Here is a 20,844-nt window from a genome sequence, read left to right on the forward strand (position 1 = left end):
TCCGTTATCCGAGATCGCCGCCCGCGACGGGCAGCACCGTTCCGGTGATGAAGGAAGCCTCGTCCGAGGCGAGGAACAGGATTGGCGCGACCTGCTCCGCGATGGTGCCGTAGCGCTTGAGCAGCGCGGATTGCGTGACCTGCTCGACGACGTCCGCCATCCAGGCGCGTTCCTGCGGTGTATCGCCTTCGGGATTGCGCGGCACCCGGCGCGGCGGCGCCTCGGTCCCGCCCGGGGCGGTGGCGACGACGCGAATGTTGTGCGCGGCATATTCCATCGCCAGGCTCTGGGTCAGCGCGTTCACCCCGCCCTTGGCAGCCGAGTAGGGAACACGGTGGATGCCCCGCGTCGCGTTGGACGAGATGTTGACGATCGTGCCGCCCCCGCGCGCAAGGAAATGCGGCAGCACGGCGTGGCAGCACCACAAGGTCGGCATCAGCGAGCGCCGTATCTCGGCCTCGATCTGCGCGGGCTCGAATGCATCGAAGGGCCGCATCCGGATCGCGCCGCCGACGCCGTTGATGAGGATATCGAGCGCCCCGAACCGGGCGATCGCCTCGGCCATCGCCGCAGACGCGCCTTCGTGGCTTTCCAGATCGGCGACCAGCGCCGCGGTTTCGCCGCCGGCCGCTGCGGCGACCTCGTCCACGAATGGCGCGCGATCGACGAACAGCACGCGCCCGCCTTCCAGGGCAGCCCGTTCCGCGACGCTGCGGCCGATACCCTGCGCCGCGCCGGTTACCACCAGAACCTTGCCGGCAAAGCGCGGCTGGACGGTCATGCCGGCACCGCTTCGGTCGGCGCGAACTTCTCGTAGTGGAAATGGGCCGGTGTCGTCCCCCCGTTGCGCAGCGCGGAGCGCACCGCCTCCACCATCGCTGGCGGGCCGCACAGATACAGGTCGCAATTCCCCAGGTCGAAAGGCAAGCCGTCGAGGTGGTCGGTGACATAGCCCTTGCGCGGATGCCCGGCATCGAGGCTGCTGACACAGGCGCTCCAGCTGAAGCCGGGCAGCCGCGCGGCGAGTGCGGCGAGCCGATCGGTTTCCACCAGATCGCGATCCTCGGTGACCCCGTAAAGGAGATGGAGCGGCGAGCCGCACCCGCGGTCTGCCAGCACCTCCAGCATCGACAGGATCGGCGCGAGCCCGGTGCCGCCGGCGAGGAACAGCACCGGCCGGGTGACATCGCGCAGGAAGAAGCTGCCCTGCGGGCCGACCATCGACAGCCGGTCGCCGGCGCGGGCCGTCTCCACCAGCCAGCGGCTCATCCGCCCGCCCGGCACGTTGCGGATCAGGAACTGCGCTTCGGCAGCTCCAGGCTTCGAGCTGAACGAGTAGGAGCGGGACTCGGTGGTGCCGGGTACGAACAGATTGACATACTGCCCCGGCAGGAAGGCCAGCGCCTCGGGACGATCCAGCGCGACGCGGAACTGGATCGTGCTGTCGGATACGAGCTCGACCGCAACCACCGTGCCGTCGTGCGTCGCCGGCGCCAGCTTGCACGCCTGCGAGGGCACCGGCACCGCGACGATACAGTCCGAGGCGGGCACCATCTGGCAGGTCAGCACCAGCCCCTCGCCGGCTTCGTCGGCGCTCAGCGCTTCCTCGATATAGTCGTCGCCGAGATCGTAGCGTCCCTGCTCGCAGCGACACTTGCAGGTGCCACAGACCCCGTCCGAACAGTCCATCGGCAGGTTCACCTTTTGCCGATAGGCCGCGTCGAGCACGGTCTCACCGGGATTGCAGTCGATGATGCGGGTGGCGCCATCCTCGAAGGTGAGCGCGATGCGATAGGTCATTCCAGCCTCTCCGGGCCAGCGTCGCGGATCACAGGTGATAAATGTCCACGACCTGGTGAATATAATCGTTTTTCAACACCACCTTCTTGGCGGTGATGACCGGCGTCTCGCCCGCCACGTCGAGCGTGTAGAAGGAGGTGCCGAAGAACTGGCTCGTCGTCGCGTAGCGATGACTGAGCGTGTGCCAGTTGAAGCGAAGATCGACCGCGCCGTCCCGCTGGGCCAGCAGCTCGACATTGGCGATCATGTGGCAGGTGCGCGGTTCGGGCGTGCTCGCGCCCGACCGCTCGGTCTTGATGCGGAAGACGCGGTCCTCCAGCCCCTGGCGATTGGGATAGTAGATCAGCGAGATATGACGCTGCGGATCCTCGACCAGGCGATCGTCGTCGTCCCAGGCCGGCATCCAGAACGTTGCATCCGGCGCATAGCAATCGAGCCATGCGTCCCATTCGCGATCGTCGAGCAGCCGCGCTTCGCGGTGGAGGAATGCGAGCACGTCCTCGCGCGTGATCGGGCGTTGCAGCAGGGCGGTCATGCCACGGCCCTCAAGCTGGCGACGGGGGACACCGCCGCGCCATCGCCGCCTCCGCCGCCCTGCGCCTGGATCGCGGCAAGAAGTGCCTTCGCCCAATATTCGTGCTGCCGCACGAACAGGCCCTCGTCCTCGCTGCGCTCGCCGCTGAGGATCGGTTCGAGCCCCATCGCCCGGGCATTGTCGTCCGGCCCCTCGATCCAGCGCGTGGCGCCGCGGCTCAGGTCGTTCCACAGCGCGCCTGCGCCGGCATAGGCGGTCTGGCAGGCACGGAATTCCTCCAGGTCGTCCGGCGTACCCATGCCGCTGACGTTGAAGAAATCCTCATATTGGCGCAGCCGCAACGCGCGCTCGGCGGCGCTCTCGCCCTTCGGCGCGAAGCAGTAAATCGTCACTTCGGTGCGATCCACGCCGATCGGCCGCACCACCCGGATCTGGGTGGAAAACTGGTCCATCAGATAGACATTGGGATAGAGGCAAAGGTTCCGGGTCTGCTTGACGATGAACCCCGCGCGTTCCTCCCCCAGCCGCGCGGCAAGCGCCTCGCGATGCGCATGGATCGGCCGTACTTCGGGATTCAGCAGTCGTGTCCACAGCAGGATATGACCGTTCTCGAAGCCATAGACACCGCCGACGCTCTTCGACCAGCCATTGGCATCCACCGTGCGCGTGCCTTCCGCATCGTAATCCCGATGCGCCATGGTCGCGGCGTAATTCCAATGGACCGTACTGACGTGATAGCCGTCGGCGCCGTTCTCGATCTGGAGCTTCCAATTGCCGTCATAGACATAGGTCGAATTGCCGCGCAGCACTTCGATACCGTCCGGCGCCTGGTCGACGATCTGGTCGATGATGGTGCGCGTCGCGCCGAGATAGTCGGCGAGCGGCTGCACCTCGGCGCGCAGGCTGCCGAACAGGAAACCGCGATAGCTTTCAAAGCGCGCGATCCGTGTCAGGTCGTGCGATCCGCCGGTGTCGAAAGCCTCGGGATAGCCTCCGCTCTTGCCGTCCTTCACCTTGAGCAGCCGGCCGGTATTGCTGAAGGTCCAGCCGTGGAACGGGCAGGTGAAGCTGCCCTTGTTGCCATGCTTGCGGCGACACAAGGTCGCGCCGCGATGTGCGCAGGCATTGACGAACGCGTGCAATTCCCCGCCCTTGTCGCGGGTTACGACGACCGGGGTACGCCCGATCCAGGTGGTGAAATAGTCGTTCGGCTCGGGGATCTGGCTTTCATGCGCCAGATACACCCAGTTGCCCTCGAAGATGTGCGTCATCTCCAGATCGAACAGCGCGGGATCGGTGAAGACGTCGCGGCGGCAGCGGAACAGGCCTGCCTCGGGGTCGTCGATAACCGCGCTGGCGATGCGTTCGGCAAGGGTCGAAGTCACGATCCTACTCCTCTCAGGCCAGCGCGGGCTCGGCAGCCGCGCGGCTGCGGGCGGAGAGCTGCTCGTCCTCGGCCCCCGCGGCGCGCTGGAGATGGAAATCGAAGGCGATATAGGCGCTGTCGCCCTGGCGCTGCGGCACCGGCAGCAGCCCCTCGCGGGTGCCGAAGGCGAAATCGTCCTTGGCGAACGGATCGTCGCCGAAGTTGATCTGCGTCGTCAGCGTGCGATAGCCCGGCGCCTCGATGAAGAAATGGACATGGGCGGGGCGATTGCCGTGGCGGCCCAGCGCGCGCATCAGTACGTCGGTCGCGCCGCCCGGCGGCACGCTGTAGCCGTTGGGCATGCGCGAATGGAAGCTGTAGCGCCCGTCCAGGCCCAGCTTGATGCGAGCACGATTGTTGAAGGGCGTCTGCTCGCCTGTCGGGTCGAAATGCGAATACCAGCCCTTGGAGTTCGCATGCCAGACATGCAGGATCGCGCCTGGCACCGGTTCGCCGTCCGGACCGACGACACGCCCGCTCATGTAGAGCGCGCCGGTCTCGTCCGGATCCTTGCTCAGGTTGACGTCGCCTTCCACCAGCGGCGCGCCGGCGACATAGAGCGGCCCCTCGATCGTCCGCGGCGTGCCGCCGGTAAGTCCCGCCTCGGCATCCTTGGCGTCCATGAAGAGATCGAGAAAATGCTCCAGCCCGATGCCGGCGACGAGCAGGCCGAACTCGTCCGCACCCTGCTGCAGGAAGGTGACGGCGCGCCAGAATTCGCTTTCGCTGACATCATGACGGACGATGATCGCACCGGCAGCTTCGAGGATGTCGCGCAGGATCGCCTTGGCGCGCGGCGACCCGTCTGCGCTGGCGATGCCCGCCGCCGTTTCAAACAGGGCCTGGACCTCCGGGGTCTTGACGAAACTTGCGTCCATTTCTCTCTCCTTGTCGTCCGGCGCCTGAGACGCCCGTCATTTGGTCGTGGATCAGCGATCGTCGTCGTGCAGCGAGGATGGATGCCGGCAGAGCGGCGTCACGCGGATCGTCATGAAGGGGTAGAGCGGCAGCGTGATCAGCAGATCGTGCAGGTGGGCGTTGCTCTCGACGTCGAAGATGCTGACGTTCGCGTAGCGCCCGACCACGCGCCAGATATGCCGCCAGGTCCCCGCGCGCTGCAGCTCCTGGAACCGCGCCTTCTCCGCGTCCTTCAGCCGCTGTGCTTCCGCGGGATCGAACCCCAGCGGGATGGCGACATCCATTTCTACCTGGAACAGCATCAGCGGCGCCCCTCGACGGCATGGAGCAACGGTGCCGTGCGATCGCGCCGGAAGCGGGCAAGCTTGTCCGCATCGATGGCGACGCCAAGGCCCGGTCCATCAGGAACCTGCAAGGCGAAATCGGCATAGGCCAACGGTGCTTCGAGAATCTCCTCGGTGAGCAGCAGCGGCCCGAACAATTCGGTCCCCCAGGCCAGGCGCGGCAGCGTGGCGAAGAGCTGCGCGGAAGCCGCCGTTCCCACGCCCGCCTCCAGCATCGTGCCGCCATACAGGCCTACGCCAGCAGCATCGGCGATCGCAGCGACGTCGCGCGCCGGCAACAACCCGCCCGACTGGGCGATCTTTAGTGCAAAGACGCGGGCGCCGGCCTGGGCGGCGATCGTGAAGGCCGAGCGCGGCCCGTGCAATGCCTCGTCCGCCATCAACGGAACCGAATGGCGTGCGGAAAGGCGCGCCATCGCCGCCAGCGCATCCCTTGCCACCGGTTGCTCGACGAGATCGCATCCCGCGTCGGCGAGCAGCGCCATGCCCAGATCGGCCTGTGTCTCGTCCCAGCCCTGATTGACGTCGACGCGCACGCTGCCGCGATCGCCGATCGCGCGCTTGATCGCGGCGACATGCGCCACGTCCGCGCGCACATCGCGCTTGCCGATCTTCAGCTTGAAGATGTTGTGGCGCCGCATGGCGATCATCGCCTCGGCTTCCTCGATATCGCGCCCGGTATCACCACTGGCCAGCGTCCAGGCGACCGGCAGGCTGTCGCGCACGCGCCCCCCGCCGATCAAGGCCGAAACCGGAATGCCCAGGCGTTTGCCCGCCGCATCGAGCAGCGCGCTCTCCACCGCGCTCTTGGCGATGCGGTTGCCGACGACATGGCGACCGATCGCGCCCATCGTCTCCGCAACCCGGCTGGGATCGCAGGTTGCGAGCACGGGCGCGACATAGGTATCGATCGCGAGCTTGATACCCTCGGCGCTTTCCTCGCCATAGCTGAGGCCGCCGATCGTCGTGCCTTCGCCGATGCCCTCGATACCGTCGTCGGTACGGATACGGACCAGTACGATGGTCTGGCTGTGCATCGTGGCCATCGCCAGCACATGCGGGCGGACCGTCGGCAGATCGACGAGAATGGCTTCGATCGACTCAAGGGCAAGCTTCACGTGCGTTTCCTGTACTGCGCGTCGATGTGGAACAGGTAAGTGGTGAAAGAGGCGGAGCCCAAGACTATTGCAGTCTTCACATGATACCTATTAGGTATGATCGTATGATGGACCTTCGCCAGCTCCGCTATTTCGTGGCCGTCGCCGAAGAGCGGAACTTCACCCGCGCGGCAGAGCGGCTGCACATCGCGCAGCCGCCGCTCAGCCGGCAGATCCAGCAGCTCGAGGCCGAAATCGGCGCCCCGCTATTCGACCGCGCGGCGCGGCCTCTGCGGCTTACCGCGGTCGGGCGGCTGGTCTTCGAACAGGCCACGCAATTGCTGGGAAGAATGGGCGAAATGCGCGATATGGTGGCCCGCGCGGTGAAGGCCGAGCAACGTCGCTTCGCGATCGGCTTCGTTGCTTCCACCATCTATGCGCGACTGCCCCCGCTGATCCGCGAGTTCCGCCGGAGAGCGCCGCACGTGGATCTTTCGCTCGGAGAACTGGTCAGCCTCGATCAAATCGCCGCTCTCAAGGAGGGGCGGATCGATGTCGGCTTCGGCCGCATCCGGTTCGAGGATGACGCCGTGCGGCGGATCGTACTGCGCGAGGAGCGGCTGGTCGTGGCGGTTCCATCCGGGCACCCGCTAGCAACCGCGACCTCACCCTTGTCCTTCGAAGCGCTGTCTGGCGAACCCCTCATTCTCTATCCGCGCCAACCCCGACCCAGTTACGCGGACCAGGTGCTGAGCCTGTTCCGGGACCACGGCATTTCGCCGCGCGTGACCCATGAAGCGCGTGAGTTGCAGATCGCGATCGGATTGGTCGCTGCCGAGGAAGGCCTATGCATCGTGCCGGAATCGGTGCGGAAGTCGCTGATCGACGGCGTTACTTTCCACGATCTTGCTGAACCCGCGACCTCGCCGATCATCATGAGCCATCGCGCGGAGGACCATACGCCAGAACTCGCGCTCATGGCCGAGATCGTCGCGCGCATGTACAGCCGGTGGGACTATCCGGTGCCGGACAAGGTTCTGAAACTAGCTGGCTTGAGCGCTGACGCTCTCGCCATGCCGGATACTCCCACACCTTGAAGGTATCGCGAGGATATCGATACAGTCTTGGGCCCGTCAAACCCAGATCCGCAAACTTCACTCCAGGAGCCGACCCATCGGCCGAAGCTATGCCCGTATGGGCACAAGGGAGAGGAAGATATGAAGCTGCCGATCTTGGCGGGCGTAGCGCTTGTCGTCACTTGCCTGCCGACCGGCGCGCTGGCGCGGGAAGCGATCGTTGCGTCGCCAAGCTGGTATGCCCGCGTTGCCCTCGGCAGGATAACGTTCGATGAAAAGGCGAGGATTCAGGTTGCCAGGCACCCCCTGGTGGGTGCCGACGGCAGGCTTTCGAACAACACGACGATCACCGCAGAATTCGGCTACCATATTGCGCCGCATCTGTCCGTTGCGGCGACGCTAAAGCAGGTGCAACTCGTCGATCCGCCGCATGAGCGCCAGGTCGGCTGCGGATATGGGCGTAGTCCAACGCGGTCCTGATGCGCTGCAATGCCCTGCGAGCCGTTTCTGGGGTTTTCATCCAGATGGGGTCAAGGGCATCTCGCACCATCGGATTCGCGTGCCTTTGCATACGGCCGGTGGTTTTGCCGCGCGCGTTTCGCGGACCATTGGCGACTTTCCCCAGACCCTCAACAGACACCCGGCTGCGCGCGCATCGCGCGCCTGCGGGCCGGACCCGCGCGCCATGCCTGCAACTGGTCACCGCAATTGGTATAGACATGATGCTATCATTCGGCGATAGTCCGGTCTGACATTGGCGACAGACGGTCGATACAGGCCGCGAGCAAGGGTGAGGATCGGTGCGCGTAATTTCCTTTATCGCCTTGGGTATCGTCGCGGCGGCCAGCGTGCCGGCGGAGGCGCGCGACTGGCTGGTCCACAATCCGGGCGAATATGAAGCGGCAGCAAAGCGCGTCGTGCCGGGGGATCGCATCCTGCTGGCGGATGGCGAGTGGAAGGATTTCCAGATCCGGCTGACCGGGCAGGGGCGCAGCGACGCGCCGATCCGCCTCGCCGCACAGACGCCGGGCCGGGTCGTGCTGACCGGCGCATCCAACCTGAAGCTCAGCGGGCGCCATCTGGAAGTGTCTGGCCTGATCTTCCGCGATGGCCATTCGCCTGACGACAGCGTGGTGGCGTTCCGTACCAGTTCAAAGGCATGGGCCGAGGACAGCCGCGTCACCGGGATCGTGATCGACGGCTTCAACCAGCCCGACCGGCGCAAGGAAGATCATTGGGTCGCGATCTATGGCCGGGGCAACCGCGTCGACCAGTCGCATTTCGAAGGCAAGGCGAATGCCGGCGCGATGCTGGTGGTGATCCGGCAGGCGGGCATGCCGCTCGATAACCGCGCGCGCATCGATCACAATTATTTCGGTCCCAGACCGCCCCTCGGGTCCAATGGCGGCGAGACTATCCGTATCGGCACCAGCACCGAATCGGGCAGCGATTCGGGCACGGTGGTCGAGGACAATCTGTTCGAGCGGTGCGACGGCGAAGTCGAGATCGTCTCGGTAAAGTCGGGCGGCAACATCGTCCGGCGCAACCTGTTCCTGGAATCGCAGGGTTCGCTCGTGCTGCGCCACGGCAGCGGCAATGTGATCGAGGACAATGTGTTCCTGGGGCGCGGCGTCGCGCACAGCGGCGGCATCCGCGTAATCAACGAACGCCAGCTGATCCGGAACAACTATCTGGAGGGGCTCGCGGGCACCAGCTTCACCAGCGCGATCGCAGTGATGAACGGCGTGCCCAATTCGCCGGTCAACCGCTACATGCCGGTGCGCGACGTGGTGATCGAGGACAACACGATCGTCGATGTCGCACGCATCACGATCGGCGCGGGCGCGGATGCGGAGCGTTCGCAGCCGCCGCGCGACGTGCGCTTTGCGGGCAACCTGCTTTCGGGTGCGAAGGGCAGCGATCCGGTGCGGATCGAAGCCGATGCCTCGGGCGTGACGTTCGCGGGCAATGTGCTGGCGGGCGCGAAGAGCGCCGTCGCCGGGATCGATGCCCGTGCCGTGCCGATGGAGCGCGCCGCCAACGGGCTGCTCTATCCGCGCGACCGGACGCTGGCGGTGGGCGTGCGGCGCGACCTGCGCCCCGTGACGCGCGAGGAAGTGGGCGTCCGCTGGTATGCCAGGCCCGCGCGGCGCACGGTGGCGTTCGACAGCGGCGCGACGATCGACGTGCGCGCCGGCGCGACGCTGGGCGAGGCGGTCGCGCGGGCAGCGCCGGGCGATGCGCTGCGGCTGGCGGCGGGACGCTATACGGTCGTGCAGCCGATCGTGATCGATCGGCCGCTTACGCTGCGCGCGACGCCGGGCACCGCGACGATCGGGATGGGCGGGGCGCTGTTCCAGCTGGAAGAGGGCGGTTCGCTGATGCTCGATGGCGTGGCGATTGACGGGAGCGGCGCGCCGGCGGGCAGCACCGTGATCCGCGCGAGCACGCGGCCGATGCTGGGCAATTATCGCGTGCGGATCGCGCACAGCCGCATCGCCGATGTGCCGGGCGACGTGATCGCGACCACCCCGGCCACGCTGGCGGCGACGATCGAGATTGAGGACGCCGATTTCCAGCGCGTCGCCGGCACCGTGGTGGCCGCCCATGCCGAGACCGGCAGCGCCGGGCTGTACAGCGCCGAGCAGGTCGCGATTGCCGACAGCCGGTTCGACCGGGTCGGCACGGTCGCCGATCTGTTTCGCGGCGGCACCGACGAAAGCACCTTCGGCCCGCGCTTTGCGATGACCGGATCGAGCGTGACCGATAGCGGCGCGGTGGTCCTGTCGGGCGTGCAGACGGCGGCGCTGCGTGGCAACCAGTTCACGCGCAGCGCGGGCGTGCAGGTGACGCACAGCGTCGGCGCGCCCGATACCCGGATCGAGGGCAATCGCTTTGCCGCCACTCCGGCGCCGGAGGTGCGCGAGCTACACTATCGGGGCGCGCCGCGCGCCGTGCTGCAAGACAATGTGATGGAGACGTGCCTGTGATCCGTTCCCTGCTGGCCGTGACGGCCATCGTCGCGGCGGCGCCCGCGCTCGCCCAGTCCGCCGCGCCGGTGCTGCTCGATCCGGCCGCCTATGCGGGCGTGCGCACCGCGCCGCCGCCGCTGTTCGCGCGCGAGCTGAAGCGCGTGAAGGCGCAGGTCGATGCCGCGATGCGCGCGCCGATCCAGGTGCCCGTGCCCAAGGATGCGGGCGGCGGCGCCACGCACGAGCAGCACAAGCGGAACTATATGGCGCTGTACGGCGCCGGGCTGTTGTACCGGATCACTGGCGACGCGGCCTATGCCGATTATGGCCGCCGGCTGCTGCTCGCCTATGCCGAATTGTACCCGACGCTGGGGCCGCACCCGGCCAAGGCGAACGAGGCGGCGGGCCGGCTGTTCTGGCAGAGCCTGAACGACAGCGTGTGGCTGGTGTACGGGGTGCAGGGCTATGACGCGATCCGCGACACGCTGAGCCCCGCCGATCGCAAGACGATCGACGACAAGGTGTTCCGCCCGATGGCCGATTTCCTGTCGGTGGGTAATGCGGCGACGTTCGATCGCATCCACAACCACGCGACCTGGGCCGCGGCGGGGGTAGGGATGACCGGCTACGTGCTGCGCGATCCCGAACTGGTCGCCCGCGCGCTGAAGGGCACCGACAAGACCGGCAAGGCGGGCTTCCTGGCACAGGTCGACCAGCTCTTTTCGCCCGACGGCTATTATACCGAAGGCCCCTATTACCAGCGCTACGCGATCCAGCCCTTTGTCGTGTTCGCGGCGGCGATTGCGGCGAACCAGCCCGAACTGGGCATCTGGAAGCGGCGCGACGGCGTGCTGCCCCGCGCGATCCGCACGACGATCGAGCTGACGCAGGGCGGCTATTTCTTCCCGCTCAACGACGCGATGCGCGACAAGAGCCTGAAGACCGACGAACTCTATCAGGCCGTAGCGATCGGCTATGCCGCGACGCGCGACCCCAGCTTCCTGTCGATCGCGCAGTGGCAGGGGCGCAGCACGCTGACGCCAGACGGCATCGCCGTGGCGCGCGACCTGGCGGCGGGCAAGGCCACGCCCTTTCCCTTTCCCTCACGGCTGTATCGCGACGGGCCGGACGGCAATCGCGGCGCGCTGGCGGTGATGCGCAGCGGGGAGGGCGACGATGCCCAAGTGCTGGTGGCAAAGAACAGCGCGATGGGCATGGGCCATGGCCATTTCGACAAGCTCAACTGGATCCTGTACGACGCGGGCAAGACGATCGTCACCGATTATGGATCGGCGCGCTTCCTGAATATCGAGGCGAAGGACGGCGGGCGCTACCTCAGGGAAAACGAGAGCTGGGCCAAGCAGACCGTCGCGCACAACACGCTGGTGGTGAACCAGGCATCGCATTTCGCGGGCAAGTGGCGCGATGGCGAGAAATACGCGCCGCGCCAGCTGTTCTTCGCCGGCGACGGGTCGACCAAGGTGAGCACCGCCGAGATGGCGGACGCCTATCCGGGCGTTACCTTCCGCCGCACGCTCGTCCAGCTGCCGCTGGGCAAGGGCAGCCCGCTGGTGCTCGACCTGCTGCGCGCCAGGGGCGACAAGCCGGCGACCTATGACCTGCCGCTCCATTATGCCGGGCATATCGTCGAAGTGGGGTTCCCGACCAAGGCGAACGCGGCGGAGCGCCCCGTGCTGGGCGCGGCCAACGGGTATCAGCATGTCTGGGTCGATGCGGTGGGCACGACGGGCGCCGGCGGCACCACGCTGACCTGGATCAACGGCGAGCGTTTCTACACCTATCGCATGCTCCCGCCCGAGGGCACGCAGCTGTTCCTGGGCGAGACGGGGGCCAATGATCCCCGCTTCAACCTGCGCCGCGAGCCGATGCTGCTCCAGCGCGCGGCCGGCAGGGCGGAGGCGACCTTCGTGTCGCTGCTCGAGCCGCACGGCGCCTATGATCCGGCGGCGGAGACGACCATCGGCAGCGAGAGCCAGGTCAAGGCGCTGCGCCATGTGCGTGGCAGCGACGGCGATCTGGTGCGGATCGAACCGATCAAGGGCGCGTCGGTGATCGTCGCGATCGCCGACGATGTCGATCCGGCCAAGACCCACAGCGCCACGATCGACGGCCGCACGATCCGCTGGACCGGACACTTCGCGCGCATTGACGGAGACGCGAATTGAGCCGCAAAATTGCCGGGCTGCGCTGGCTGGTGATCGGCCTGATCGCGGTCGCGACGGTCATCAACTATATCGATCGCAACGCGCTCGCCGTGATGTGGCCCGCCGTGTCGAAGGACATCGGCGCAGACAAGAACGATTACGCGCTGCTCGTGACGATGTTCATGATCGCCTATGCCGTGGGACAGGCGCTGTTCGGGCGCGTGCTCGACGTGATCGGGACGCGGCTGGGCTTCGTCGTGTCGATCGGCATCTGGTCGCTGTCGATCGCGGGCCATGCGCTGGTCCGCTCGCTGGGGCTGCTGACGCTGTTGCGGCTGACGCTGGGCGTGAGCGAGGCGGGCAACTGGCCTGGCGCGGCCAAGGCCAACGCCACCTGGTTCCCCCCGCGTGAGCGCGCGCTGGCGCAGGGTATCTTCAATGCCGGTGCGGCGATCGGCGCGATCGTGTCGGCGCCACTGGTGGCGCTGCTCTTCGTCGCGATCGGCTGGCGCGCGACGTTCGTGGTGATCGGCGTGCTGGGCTTCCTGTGGCTGCTGCCCTGGCTGTTCGTCTATCGCAGCGATCCCGACGCGCATCCGTGGCTGAGCGCCGAGGAGCGCGCGCATATTGTGGGGGCCGGCGAAAGCACGGGCCGCCCGGTCGCGGGCTATGCGCCCGGCATGGCGGCGCTGCTGCGGCACAAGCAGAGCTGGGCGATCCTGGTCAGCCGCTTCTTCCTCGATCCGGTCTGGTGGCTGTTCGTGTCGTGGCTGCCGATCTATTTGTCCGAGACCTTCGGGTTCGACGTGAAGCAGATCGGGCTGTTCGCCTGGGTGCCATTCGTCGGGGCGATGCTGGGCAGCCTGATGGGGGGCTGGGCATCGGGCGCGCTAATCCGGCGCGGCTGGCCCGCGCTGCGCGCGCGGCGGGCGGCGATCACGGCGGGCGGCGCGATCATGCTGCCGCCGCTGCTGCTGACGATGCAGGCGGCGGACCCGCTGTACGCGGTGCTGCTGATCGCAGTCATCCTGTTCGGGTTCCAGGTCGCGATCAACAACATCCAGACGCTGCCCAGCGACTATTTCGCCGGCGGCGCGGTGGGCTCGCTCGCCGGGATTGGCGGGACGGCGGCGGTTGCGGGTACGCTGGTCACTACCTGGCTGGTCCCGGCGATGACGGCGCAAAGCTATGCGCCGATCTTTGCGCTGGCGGCGGCGATCGTGCCGCTGGGCGTGGCCGCGATCTGGCTGCTCGGCGGGCGCGAGGCACCGCTGAGCGATCCGACTATCATTTCCAACCAAGGGGTTAAGCAGTGAAATTCAAGAACAAGGTGGCGATCGTCACCGGCGGCGGGCGCGACATCGGCAAGTCGATCTCGATGCGGCTCGCGGCAGAGGGGGCGAAGGTCGTCGTCAATTATCGCAGCGACGCCGCCTCGGCCCAGGCGACCGCCGACGCCATCGTCAACGCCGGCGGCACTGCGCTGCTCCACCGCGCCGACGTGACCAAGGCGGAAGAGGTCGCCGGGCTGATCGCCGCCGCGACCGGGGCCTATGGCGACACGATCGACCTGCTGGTCAATTGCGCCGGCGGGATGGTCGCACGCAAGACGCTCGCCGAGATGGACGAGGCGTTCTACGACCTGGTGATGGACCTGAACCTCAAGTCCGCGTTCCTCGTCACCAAGGCGGCGGCACCGCACCTGAAAAGCGGCAGCGCGATCGTCAACCTCGCCTCGCTTGCCGGGCGCGACGGCGGCGGGCCGGGGGCGACGATCTATGCGGCGGCCAAGGGCGCGCTGATGACGCTGACGCGCGGCTGGGCGAAGGAGCTGGGGCCGCAGGGCATCCGCGTCAACGCGCTGTGCCCCGGGCTGATCGGCACCAGCTTCCACGACATCTTCTCCAAGCCCGAGGGGCGCAAGGCCGTGGCCGGCAACACCCCGCTGCGCCGCGAGGGGCACCCGGACGAAGTCGCGGCGGCGGTCGCGTATCTGCTGTCGGAGGAGGCGTCGTTCCTGACCGGGGTGAACCTCGACATCAATGGCGGGCTGTTCTTTTCATGACGCGAAACCATAGGAGCTGTGGATGCTGAAGATCCTGTTCCCGCTGGCGCTGCTGGCCGTGCCGGCGGCGCAAGCCCAGACCGCGCCGGCCGAGCCGCGCGCGGCGGGCGAAGTGCCCAAGACGCGCACCGATGCTCCGCCGATCAAGGCGATCAAGCTCATCCTAGTCGGCGATTCGACGATGGCGACCGGCAGCGGCTGGGCATCGGCATTCTGCGCCCAGCATGTGAAGTCCACCGTCGCGTGCCTCAACATGGGGCGCGGCGGGCGATCGACGCGCAGCTATCGCCAGGAAGGATCATGGGACATCGTCCGGGGCGAAATCGGCGTGAAGGGCTATGACGCCACCTATGTGCTGATCCAGTTCGGCCACAACGACCAGTCCTCCGCCAGCGAGCGCTGGACGCATATCGAGACCGAGTTTCCGGCGAACCTGACACGCTATGTCGAGGAAGTCCGCGCAGCGGGGGGCATCCCGGTGCTGCTGACGCCGCTGGCCCGGCGCGACTTCAAGGGCGGCAAGCTCAACAACACGCTCGATGCGTGGTCGGCGCAGGTGCGCAAGGTGGCGGCGGCGACCAAGGCGCCGCTGGTCGACCTGAACGCCGACAGCGCGGCATTGGTGCAGAAGCTGGGCCCCGTGGCGGCGACGAAGCTGGCCCAGGCGGAGCCCAATGCCGAGGAACTGGCGGCGGCGCAGGCAGGCACCACGATGAAGCCGCGCCCGGCCGAGGCGGCGCGGCTGCCCGATGTGGCAACCACGCCGGAGGGGCCGCGCGGGCAGATCACGCGCAAGTTCGACTATACCCATGTCGGCGATGCCGGCGCGCGCGTGTTCGCGCGGGTGGTCGCCAACGGGCTGGCAAAGGCCGTGCCCGCGCTGCGGGGGCAATTGGTGCCCTGAAAATCGGTGGCGCGCCCGCAGCCGGGCGCGCCACGCCTTTAGCGGCGCACGTCCATCCCTGCGTCGAACGCCGCCAGCGCCGCGCTGTCGAACAGCGTCATGTCGCCGGGCACGCTGTGCTTTAGGCAGGCCAGCGCAAGGCCATGCTCGACTGCCGTCTGCGCATCCGTGCCGCGCATCAGGCCGTGGAGCACGCCTGCGGCAAAGGCGTCGCCGGTGCCGATCCGGTCGATGATGCCGGGAATCACCCGCTCTTCGGTCACGAAGGCCTGCTCCACCGTGTCGATCCGGGCGCGCAGGCGGTGTTCGCCGACGCTCTCGACATGCCGCGCGGTCGACGCGATCCAGCGCAGGTTGGGGAAGGCCGCGAACCCGGCTTCGGCCGCCTCGCGCCGGCGGTTCAGGCCGTCGCCCGGGAAATCGCGCTCCAGCAACAGGCTGAAATCGCGGTGGTTGCCGAAGAACAGGTCGGCCTGTGCCACCAGCGCGCGCAGGATCGGGGCAGGCGCATCGGACCAGCGCGCCCAGAGCTGTGGCCGGTAATTCCCGTCATACGAGACGTGCATCCCCGCCGCCCGCGCCGCGCGCATCGCCGCGAGCGTCGCATCGGCCAGTGCCGGCCCCAGCGCGGGCGTGATCCCGGAGACATGGAGCCAGTCATGCCCCGCAAGCAGCGCCGGCCAGTCGGCGGTGGACCAGTCGGCATGGGCAAAGCTGCTGGCGTCGCGATCGTAGAGGATTTCCGACGCGCGCAGCGATGCGCCGGGGTTCAGGAAATACAGGCCCTGTCGGCCGGGGCCGCGCCGCACGCGCTGGCTGTCCACCCCCGCGGCGCGCAGTGCGCGCAGTGCCCGCTCGCCCAGCGGCTGATCGGCGACCGCGCTGATCATCGCCGTCCGATGCCCCAGCGCGGCCAGCGCGCCGGCGACATTGGCCTCGGCGCCGCCGGCATGGACCTGAAACCGGTCGACCTGCGCCAGCGGTGCATGATCGCACGGGTTCAGCCGTAGCAATATCTCCCCAAATCCTATCAAGGCTGCGTCCCGCAATACACTCTCCTGCCTAATGTGCATACCAGTTGGCCTGATGATTGGTATGCAAATCCGCCTTGACATTGCGAGTGGGATTCATCAATCCAGTGGCCATAAAAATAACGTGGAGAGATAGGATGAGGGGCGAAACCCAGCAGCGGCGACCTGTCGCGATCAAGGCGATGTTCGCGGGCGGCGCGGCGCTGTGGTGCCTGGCGGCAGCTGCGCCGGGGCTGGCGCAGACCGTGCCGGCCGCGGAGGAACAGGCGGCCGAGAATGACGCGATCGTCGTGACCGGCATTCGCGAGACGATCGAGACGTCGAACGCCGTCAAGCGCGAGGAAAATGCGATCGTCGACGCACTCAGCTCGACCGAGATCGGCGACCTTCCCGCGCTGTCGATCGGCGAGGCGATCCAGACGATCACCGGCGCCACCAGCCACCAGGAAAAGGGCGGCGCCACCGAGATTTCGCTGCGCGGGCTCGGCTCGTTCCTCAGCGCGACGACCTTCAACGGGCGTGAAGCCAGCAACGGCAGCGGCGACCGCGCGGTGAACTTCAACCAGTTCCCGTCCGAGCTGGTCAACGACATCAAGATCTACAAGTCGCAACAGGCCAATCTGATCGAAGGCGGCGTTTCGGGGACGATCGAACTCGGCACGATCCGCCCGCTCGACTATGGCAAGCGCTCGATCCAGGCCGAGGCCAAGGCCAACTACAACCCCTATCAGGACAAGATCACCGGCCAGAGCGCCTGGGGCTGGCGCGGCACGATTTCCTATGTGGACCAGTTCAATCTGGGCAGCCTGGGCGAGTTCGGCGTGGCGCTGGGCTTCCAGCGCAACCAGGTGAACAATCCCGAGGAAACCTATGCCGCCAGCAGCACCTGGGTCGCGTGCAATCCGACGATCAATGCATCGGGCAACTGCACCGAAGTGACGCGGGCACAGGGCAATGCCGGCACCCCGTTCGTGCTGGTGCCCAATTCGATCACCTTTCGCCAGATCACGGAGAGCGACAAGCGTGATGCGTTCATGGGATCGGTCCAGTGGCAGCCCAGCGACCGGTTCGACATCAACCTGGACCTGCAATATTCGAACCGCGACTATCGCGAGGACCGGCACGACCTGAACCTGTCGGAAACCCGCTATCAGCTGCGCAACCTGGTGTATGACGACCAGCACCGGCTGATCTCGATGTCGGGGCTGACCTCGCTTGAGGCCAACGGCACCGTGCTGGACCGCAACGAGGAATATCTGGGCGGCGGCGGATCGGTGTCGTGGAAGACGACCGATCGGCTGACGCTGTCGACCGACATTTCCTATTCGCAGACCAAGCGCACGACGCTCCAGCGCAGCACCCGGCTGCGCACCGATCCGTTCGACATCGACAATGTCCGCACGCCGATCAATAACCAGCGCGTGCCGTTCACCTATGACGCGAGCGGCGGCTATGCGGCAATCATCACGCTCGATCCGCGCTTCGACGTCAACAACTGGTCGCTGTACAGCGACGACGCGCGGTTGCGGCGCGACCTGGAATATAAGGAAGACAAGATCTTCGCGACGCGCGTGGACGCGGCCTATGACGTCGATGGCGGCTTCCTGAAGCGCGTCGAGCTGGGCGGGCGCTATTCGCACCGGCGCTATCAGAACATCAACGACCTGGTCGAAATTACCCAGGATACCCGCACGGTCGATCGCGACGTCAACCTCGCGTGCCGCCGCGCCTTCCCGCAGACGGGGTATCTGGAGGATGCGCCGGCGCAGTCGATCACCCAGTGGGCGACCTTCGACACGCTTTGCCAGTTCCGGGGCTATCTGGGCACCGAGGATCCCGGGGCCCATGAGGATCTGCGCGCGGTGGACAATGCCGATGTGACGGAAAAGGTCTGGGCGGGCTATGTGATGGGCACCTATGCCAGCACGCTCGGCGACTTGCCGATCCGCGGCAATTTCGGCGTCCGCGTTGTGCAGACGGACCTGCGTTCCGTCGGGCTGCGATCGGGGCTGGATGTCATCAACAATTCGGACGGTTCGATCCGGCTGGTCGAAAACGGCGATTTCGACACACAGGTTCTCACCAACAGCTATTTCCGCGTGCTGCCGAGCATCAACGCCAATTTCGAGCTGACGCCCAAGCTGATCGCGCGCGTCGCCGGCTATCGCGGCATGTCGCGTCCGGCGCCCAGCGACCTGGCGGCGGGGCGGACGATCACGCTGGAGGACGGCACGGCCTTCACCTCGATCCAGGACGCGATCGGCGAGATCGTTGCCGATGGCTCGCCCAGCCTGAAGCCGATCATGTCGTGGAACGGCGACCTGTCGCTGGAATGGTATCCCAATCGCGACACGATCGTCGCCGCGACCTTCTTCTACAAGCGGTTCGGCGGCGGTTTCGTGCCGGTGCTGATCGACGAGCAGTTCGCGATCGACGGGCAGGATGTCACCGTGCCCGTGACCCAGCGCACCAACAGCGACGAGCAGAGCCGCGTGCTGGGCTTCGACTTCACGCTGTCCAACCGCTTCACCTGGCTGCCCAAACCGCTCGACGGTTTCGGCGTGAAGCTGAGCTACAGCTATGCCGATGTGGGGTTCAAGAATTACGACATCCGGCTGGGCGACGTGCTCGATCCGGTGAGCGGCACCGTCACCCCCGGGCTTATCGCGCCGGCGGGACTGTCGGGATCGTCCAAGCATGTGGCGTCGGGGCAGCTCTATTATCAGAACGGGCCGGTGACGCTGTCGGGCGTCTATACCTATCGGTCGAGCTATTATCAGGACTTTGTCGGCGGCAATTCGCAGCTGCGCTTCGTGCGGCCGTCGAACCTGGTGAACCTGCGCGCGTCGTATAATCTGAACCGCAATGTCGCGCTGCGGTTTGAAGCGCTCAACGTGTTCAACGATCCCAAGATCACCGACATGCCGGTCTATGGCAGCAGCCGGCAATATCATTATTACGGCGCCAAATACTTCATCGGCGCCCGCGTGCGACTGTAACCGCGCCCCGCCGGGGCGGCTTGCGTCCGTCCCGGCGAGTGGTATGACAATTCCAGTCACCTTGCAGGGAATTGTTAGTCCGAATGACCAGCCGCCGCCTCTTCCAGGATGTCGCCGAGCAGATCGTCGCGCTGATCGAACAGGGCGCGTTCCCCCCCGGATCGCGCCTGCCCGGCGAGCGCGAGCTTTCGGAGCGGTTCGGCGTCAGCCGCGTGACGATCCGCGAGGCGGAAATCGCGCTGCAGGCGAGCGGGCGGCTGCGGATCAAGACGGGGTCGGGGGTCTATGTCGCCGACCAGGGCGCGAACGGCGGCGATCATCTGCCGACCGTCAGCGCATTCGAACTGACCGAGGCGCGGGCGCTGTTCGAATCCGAGGCGGCGGCACTGGCCGCGCCGATCATCACCGATGCCGATATTGCCGTGCTGCGCGACCTGCTCGACCAGATGTCGCGCGACAATATGAGCGATGAGGAAGTCACCGCCGTCGACCGCGCGTTCCACCTGACCATCGCGTCGGTATCGGGCAACAAGGCGATCATCCACGTCGTCGAGTCCCTGTGGCGGCTGCGCACCGAACTGCCCGAGGTGCGGCTGACGCATTCGTCGGTGTGCCATCACGACAGCAACCAGCGGCGCGACGAACATGGCGCGATCGTCGATGCGCTCGCCCGCCGCGATCCGCAGGCGGCGCGCCAGGCGATGCGCCAGCATTTCAGCCGGCTGCTGGAAGTCATGCTCGACGTGACCGAACAGCGCGACATCGCTGAACTCAAGCAGCGCGCGGCGGAGAGCCGGGCGCGCTATATGCTCACCGCCAAGCTGGGCTGATGGAAAGCGCCGATTTCCGGGCGGGCCGGGCCGAGGGGCTTCGCGACGCGCTGGCGCTCGTTGAGGCCATGATCGAGGCGGAAGCGGGCAAGCTGGAATCGCCCGCGCCCTATGTCACGCGCACCGCGCGCCGGACGCGGTGGCAGGCCTATCGCAACGCGGCGTCGCGCATTCGCACGCTGCTCCACCGCGCATCGCGCGGCACTGCCGTCTCCGCCGCGATCGACGCCAAGCTCAAGCGGATGGGGCTGTAGCGGCCCGCTGGCCGTCCACCCGGCAGTGCGCGCGCCGTTGCCGCCAGTTGCCGATATGGGCGCCCGCGACGAACAGGCTGCCCGCCACCGTCAGCCCGGTCTCCAGCGCCTCGCGCGTGGCAAAGGCAATGCCCGATGCCATCAGCGTCAGTCCGACCGCACCGACCAGCATCGGCGCGGCGGCGCGATGCCGGCGCCAGCCGCCGATCAACGCCAGCGCGCTGGTGGGAACTGCAAAGGCAAGCACGATCGCGTGGAAGGACTCGCCGACCTCCAGCCGCGTCGCCAGCGCGGGCAACGCGGCCAGCACCAGCGGCAGCGCCAGGCAGTGGAGCATGCACAGCGTCGATGCACACAGGGCAAAGCCGTCCAGTCGCTGTTCCCAGCGCGCATCGCGCCAGCCGTCATATCGCATTCCGTGGTTCCTT

The 20,844-nt window shown here is 67.0% G+C and carries 19 protein-coding genes; 10 read left to right on the plus strand and 9 right to left on the minus strand.

What is annotated here, in order from left to right:
- Positions 1–4: 4 nt before the first annotated feature.
- The 7 genes from benD to ACG3SL_RS01735 are packed head-to-tail and all read right to left on the minus strand — an operon-like array spanning position 5 to position 6,141.
- Complete coding sequence (benD, locus tag ACG3SL_RS01705; protein ID WP_448663411.1) at positions 5–781, minus strand: benzoate diol dehydrogenase BenD; 777 nt, start codon at positions 779–781, stop codon at positions 5–7.
- Positions 778–1,800, minus strand: coding sequence for a benzoate 1,2-dioxygenase electron transfer component BenC (benC, locus tag ACG3SL_RS01710; protein ID WP_448663412.1), 1,023 nt, complete (start codon positions 1,798–1,800; stop codon positions 778–780). Before benC ends, benD begins: the two co-directional genes overlap by 4 nt.
- Before the next feature lie 28 nt (positions 1,801–1,828).
- The gene (gene benB / locus ACG3SL_RS01715) at positions 1,829–2,335 is read right to left on the minus strand and encodes a benzoate 1,2-dioxygenase small subunit (RefSeq protein ID WP_448663413.1); all 507 of its coding nucleotides are present in this window, start codon (positions 2,333–2,335) and stop codon (positions 1,829–1,831) included.
- The gene (locus ACG3SL_RS01720) at positions 2,332–3,720 is read right to left on the minus strand and encodes a Rieske 2Fe-2S domain-containing protein (RefSeq protein WP_448663414.1); all 1,389 of its coding nucleotides are present in this window, start codon (positions 3,718–3,720) and stop codon (positions 2,332–2,334) included. Before ACG3SL_RS01720 ends, benB begins: the two co-directional genes overlap by 4 nt.
- A gap of 13 nt (positions 3,721–3,733) precedes the next feature.
- Positions 3,734–4,639 carry a dioxygenase family protein gene (locus ACG3SL_RS01725; RefSeq protein WP_448663415.1) on the minus strand — a complete coding sequence of 302 codons (906 nt, stop codon included), beginning with the start codon at positions 4,637–4,639 and terminating at the stop codon, positions 3,734–3,736.
- Between the two features lie 51 nt (positions 4,640–4,690).
- On the minus strand, positions 4,691–4,981 hold the full coding sequence (gene catC, locus ACG3SL_RS01730; RefSeq protein ID WP_448663416.1) for a muconolactone Delta-isomerase: 291 nt from the start codon (positions 4,979–4,981) through the stop codon (positions 4,691–4,693).
- Entirely contained in the window at positions 4,981–6,141 is a 1,161-nt protein-coding gene (locus ACG3SL_RS01735; protein ID WP_448663417.1) for a muconate/chloromuconate family cycloisomerase, read from the minus strand. Before ACG3SL_RS01735 ends, catC begins: the two co-directional genes overlap by 1 nt.
- A 107-nt stretch (positions 6,142–6,248) precedes the next feature.
- On the opposite strand from ACG3SL_RS01735, the gene ACG3SL_RS01740 reads away from it, so the two are divergent.
- The 7 genes from ACG3SL_RS01740 to ACG3SL_RS01770 all read left to right on the plus strand — a co-directional run bounded on the left by ACG3SL_RS01740 (position 6,249) and on the right by ACG3SL_RS01770 (position 15,302).
- On the plus strand, positions 6,249–7,217 hold the full coding sequence (locus ACG3SL_RS01740; protein ID WP_448665220.1) for a LysR family transcriptional regulator: 969 nt from the start codon (positions 6,249–6,251) through the stop codon (positions 7,215–7,217).
- Positions 7,218–7,337: 120 nt separating this feature from the next.
- Entirely contained in the window at positions 7,338–7,676 is a 339-nt protein-coding gene (locus ACG3SL_RS01745; RefSeq protein ID WP_448663418.1) for a hypothetical protein, read from the plus strand.
- A gap of 320 nt (positions 7,677–7,996) precedes the next feature.
- Positions 7,997–10,186: a chondroitinase-B domain-containing protein gene (locus tag ACG3SL_RS01750; protein WP_448663419.1), complete on the plus strand. Its 2,190-nt coding sequence runs from the start codon at positions 7,997–7,999 to the stop codon at positions 10,184–10,186.
- Positions 10,183–12,354, plus strand: coding sequence for an alginate lyase family protein (locus ACG3SL_RS01755; RefSeq protein WP_448663420.1), 2,172 nt, complete (start codon positions 10,183–10,185; stop codon positions 12,352–12,354). The genes ACG3SL_RS01750 and ACG3SL_RS01755 overlap by 4 nt, the downstream gene beginning before the upstream one ends.
- Positions 12,351–13,649 (plus strand): MFS transporter, encoded by a 1,299-nt coding sequence (locus ACG3SL_RS01760; RefSeq protein ID WP_448663421.1) that lies wholly within the window; start codon positions 12,351–12,353, stop codon positions 13,647–13,649. Before ACG3SL_RS01755 ends, ACG3SL_RS01760 begins: the two co-directional genes overlap by 4 nt.
- Positions 13,646–14,398 (plus strand): SDR family NAD(P)-dependent oxidoreductase, encoded by a 753-nt coding sequence (locus ACG3SL_RS01765; protein WP_448663422.1) that lies wholly within the window; start codon positions 13,646–13,648, stop codon positions 14,396–14,398. Before ACG3SL_RS01760 ends, ACG3SL_RS01765 begins: the two co-directional genes overlap by 4 nt.
- A 22-nt stretch (positions 14,399–14,420) precedes the next feature.
- Positions 14,421–15,302 carry a rhamnogalacturonan acetylesterase gene (locus ACG3SL_RS01770; protein ID WP_448663423.1) on the plus strand — a complete coding sequence of 294 codons (882 nt, stop codon included), beginning with the start codon at positions 14,421–14,423 and terminating at the stop codon, positions 15,300–15,302.
- Between the two features lie 38 nt (positions 15,303–15,340).
- On the opposite strand, the gene ACG3SL_RS01775 is transcribed toward ACG3SL_RS01770, so the two are convergent.
- Complete coding sequence (locus ACG3SL_RS01775; RefSeq protein ID WP_448663424.1) at positions 15,341–16,375, minus strand: sugar kinase; 1,035 nt, start codon at positions 16,373–16,375, stop codon at positions 15,341–15,343.
- A gap of 95 nt (positions 16,376–16,470) precedes the next feature.
- Between ACG3SL_RS01775 and ACG3SL_RS01780 the strand changes: the two genes are divergently transcribed.
- The 3 genes from ACG3SL_RS01780 to ACG3SL_RS01790 all read left to right on the plus strand — a co-directional run bounded on the left by ACG3SL_RS01780 (position 16,471) and on the right by ACG3SL_RS01790 (position 20,416).
- The gene (locus tag ACG3SL_RS01780) at positions 16,471–19,332 is read left to right on the plus strand and encodes a TonB-dependent receptor (RefSeq protein ID WP_448663425.1); all 2,862 of its coding nucleotides are present in this window, start codon (positions 16,471–16,473) and stop codon (positions 19,330–19,332) included.
- 83 nt (positions 19,333–19,415) lie between these two features.
- Positions 19,416–20,162, plus strand: a complete 747-nt coding sequence (locus ACG3SL_RS01785; RefSeq protein ID WP_448663426.1) for a FadR/GntR family transcriptional regulator — start codon at positions 19,416–19,418, stop codon at positions 20,160–20,162.
- Entirely contained in the window at positions 20,162–20,416 is a 255-nt protein-coding gene (locus ACG3SL_RS01790) for a hypothetical protein (RefSeq protein WP_448663427.1), read from the plus strand. Before ACG3SL_RS01785 ends, ACG3SL_RS01790 begins: the two co-directional genes overlap by 1 nt.
- Here the strand turns inward: ACG3SL_RS01790 and ACG3SL_RS01795 are convergent.
- Positions 20,397–20,831 carry a MerC domain-containing protein gene (locus ACG3SL_RS01795; RefSeq protein ID WP_448663428.1) on the minus strand — a complete coding sequence of 145 codons (435 nt, stop codon included), beginning with the start codon at positions 20,829–20,831 and terminating at the stop codon, positions 20,397–20,399. The two genes, ACG3SL_RS01790 and ACG3SL_RS01795, sit on opposite strands and share 20 nt — an antisense overlap.
- Positions 20,832–20,844: the final 13 nt, after the last annotated feature.

Source organism: Sphingomonas degradans (assembly GCF_053502645.1).

Bases quoted from the DNA above. Each gene is read 5' to 3' on its own strand.
- benD (WP_448663411.1), bottom strand. From the start codon at position 781: ATGACCGTCCAGCCGCGCTTTGCCGGCAAGGTTCTGGTGGTAACCGGC.
- benC (WP_448663412.1), bottom strand. From the start codon at position 1,800: ATGACCTATCGCATCGCGCTCACCTTCGAGGATGGCGCCACCCGCATC.
- benB (WP_448663413.1), bottom strand. From the start codon at position 2,335: ATGACCGCCCTGCTGCAACGCCCGATCACGCGCGAGGACGTGCTCGCA.
- ACG3SL_RS01725 (WP_448663415.1), bottom strand. From the start codon at position 4,639: ATGGACGCAAGTTTCGTCAAGACCCCGGAGGTCCAGGCCCTGTTTGAA.
- catC (WP_448663416.1), bottom strand. From the start codon at position 4,981: ATGCTGTTCCAGGTAGAAATGGATGTCGCCATCCCGCTGGGGTTCGAT.
- ACG3SL_RS01740 (WP_448665220.1), top strand. From the start codon at position 6,249: ATGGACCTTCGCCAGCTCCGCTATTTCGTGGCCGTCGCCGAAGAGCGG.
- ACG3SL_RS01745 (WP_448663418.1), top strand. From the start codon at position 7,338: ATGAAGCTGCCGATCTTGGCGGGCGTAGCGCTTGTCGTCACTTGCCTG.
- ACG3SL_RS01770 (WP_448663423.1), top strand. From the start codon at position 14,421: ATGCTGAAGATCCTGTTCCCGCTGGCGCTGCTGGCCGTGCCGGCGGCG.
- ACG3SL_RS01775 (WP_448663424.1), bottom strand. From the start codon at position 16,375: ATGCACATTAGGCAGGAGAGTGTATTGCGGGACGCAGCCTTGATAGGA.
- ACG3SL_RS01780 (WP_448663425.1), top strand. From the start codon at position 16,471: ATGAGGGGCGAAACCCAGCAGCGGCGACCTGTCGCGATCAAGGCGATG.
- ACG3SL_RS01785 (WP_448663426.1), top strand. From the start codon at position 19,416: ATGACCAGCCGCCGCCTCTTCCAGGATGTCGCCGAGCAGATCGTCGCG.
- ACG3SL_RS01790 (WP_448663427.1), top strand. From the start codon at position 20,162: ATGGAAAGCGCCGATTTCCGGGCGGGCCGGGCCGAGGGGCTTCGCGAC.
- ACG3SL_RS01795 (WP_448663428.1), bottom strand. From the start codon at position 20,831: ATGCGATATGACGGCTGGCGCGATGCGCGCTGGGAACAGCGACTGGAC.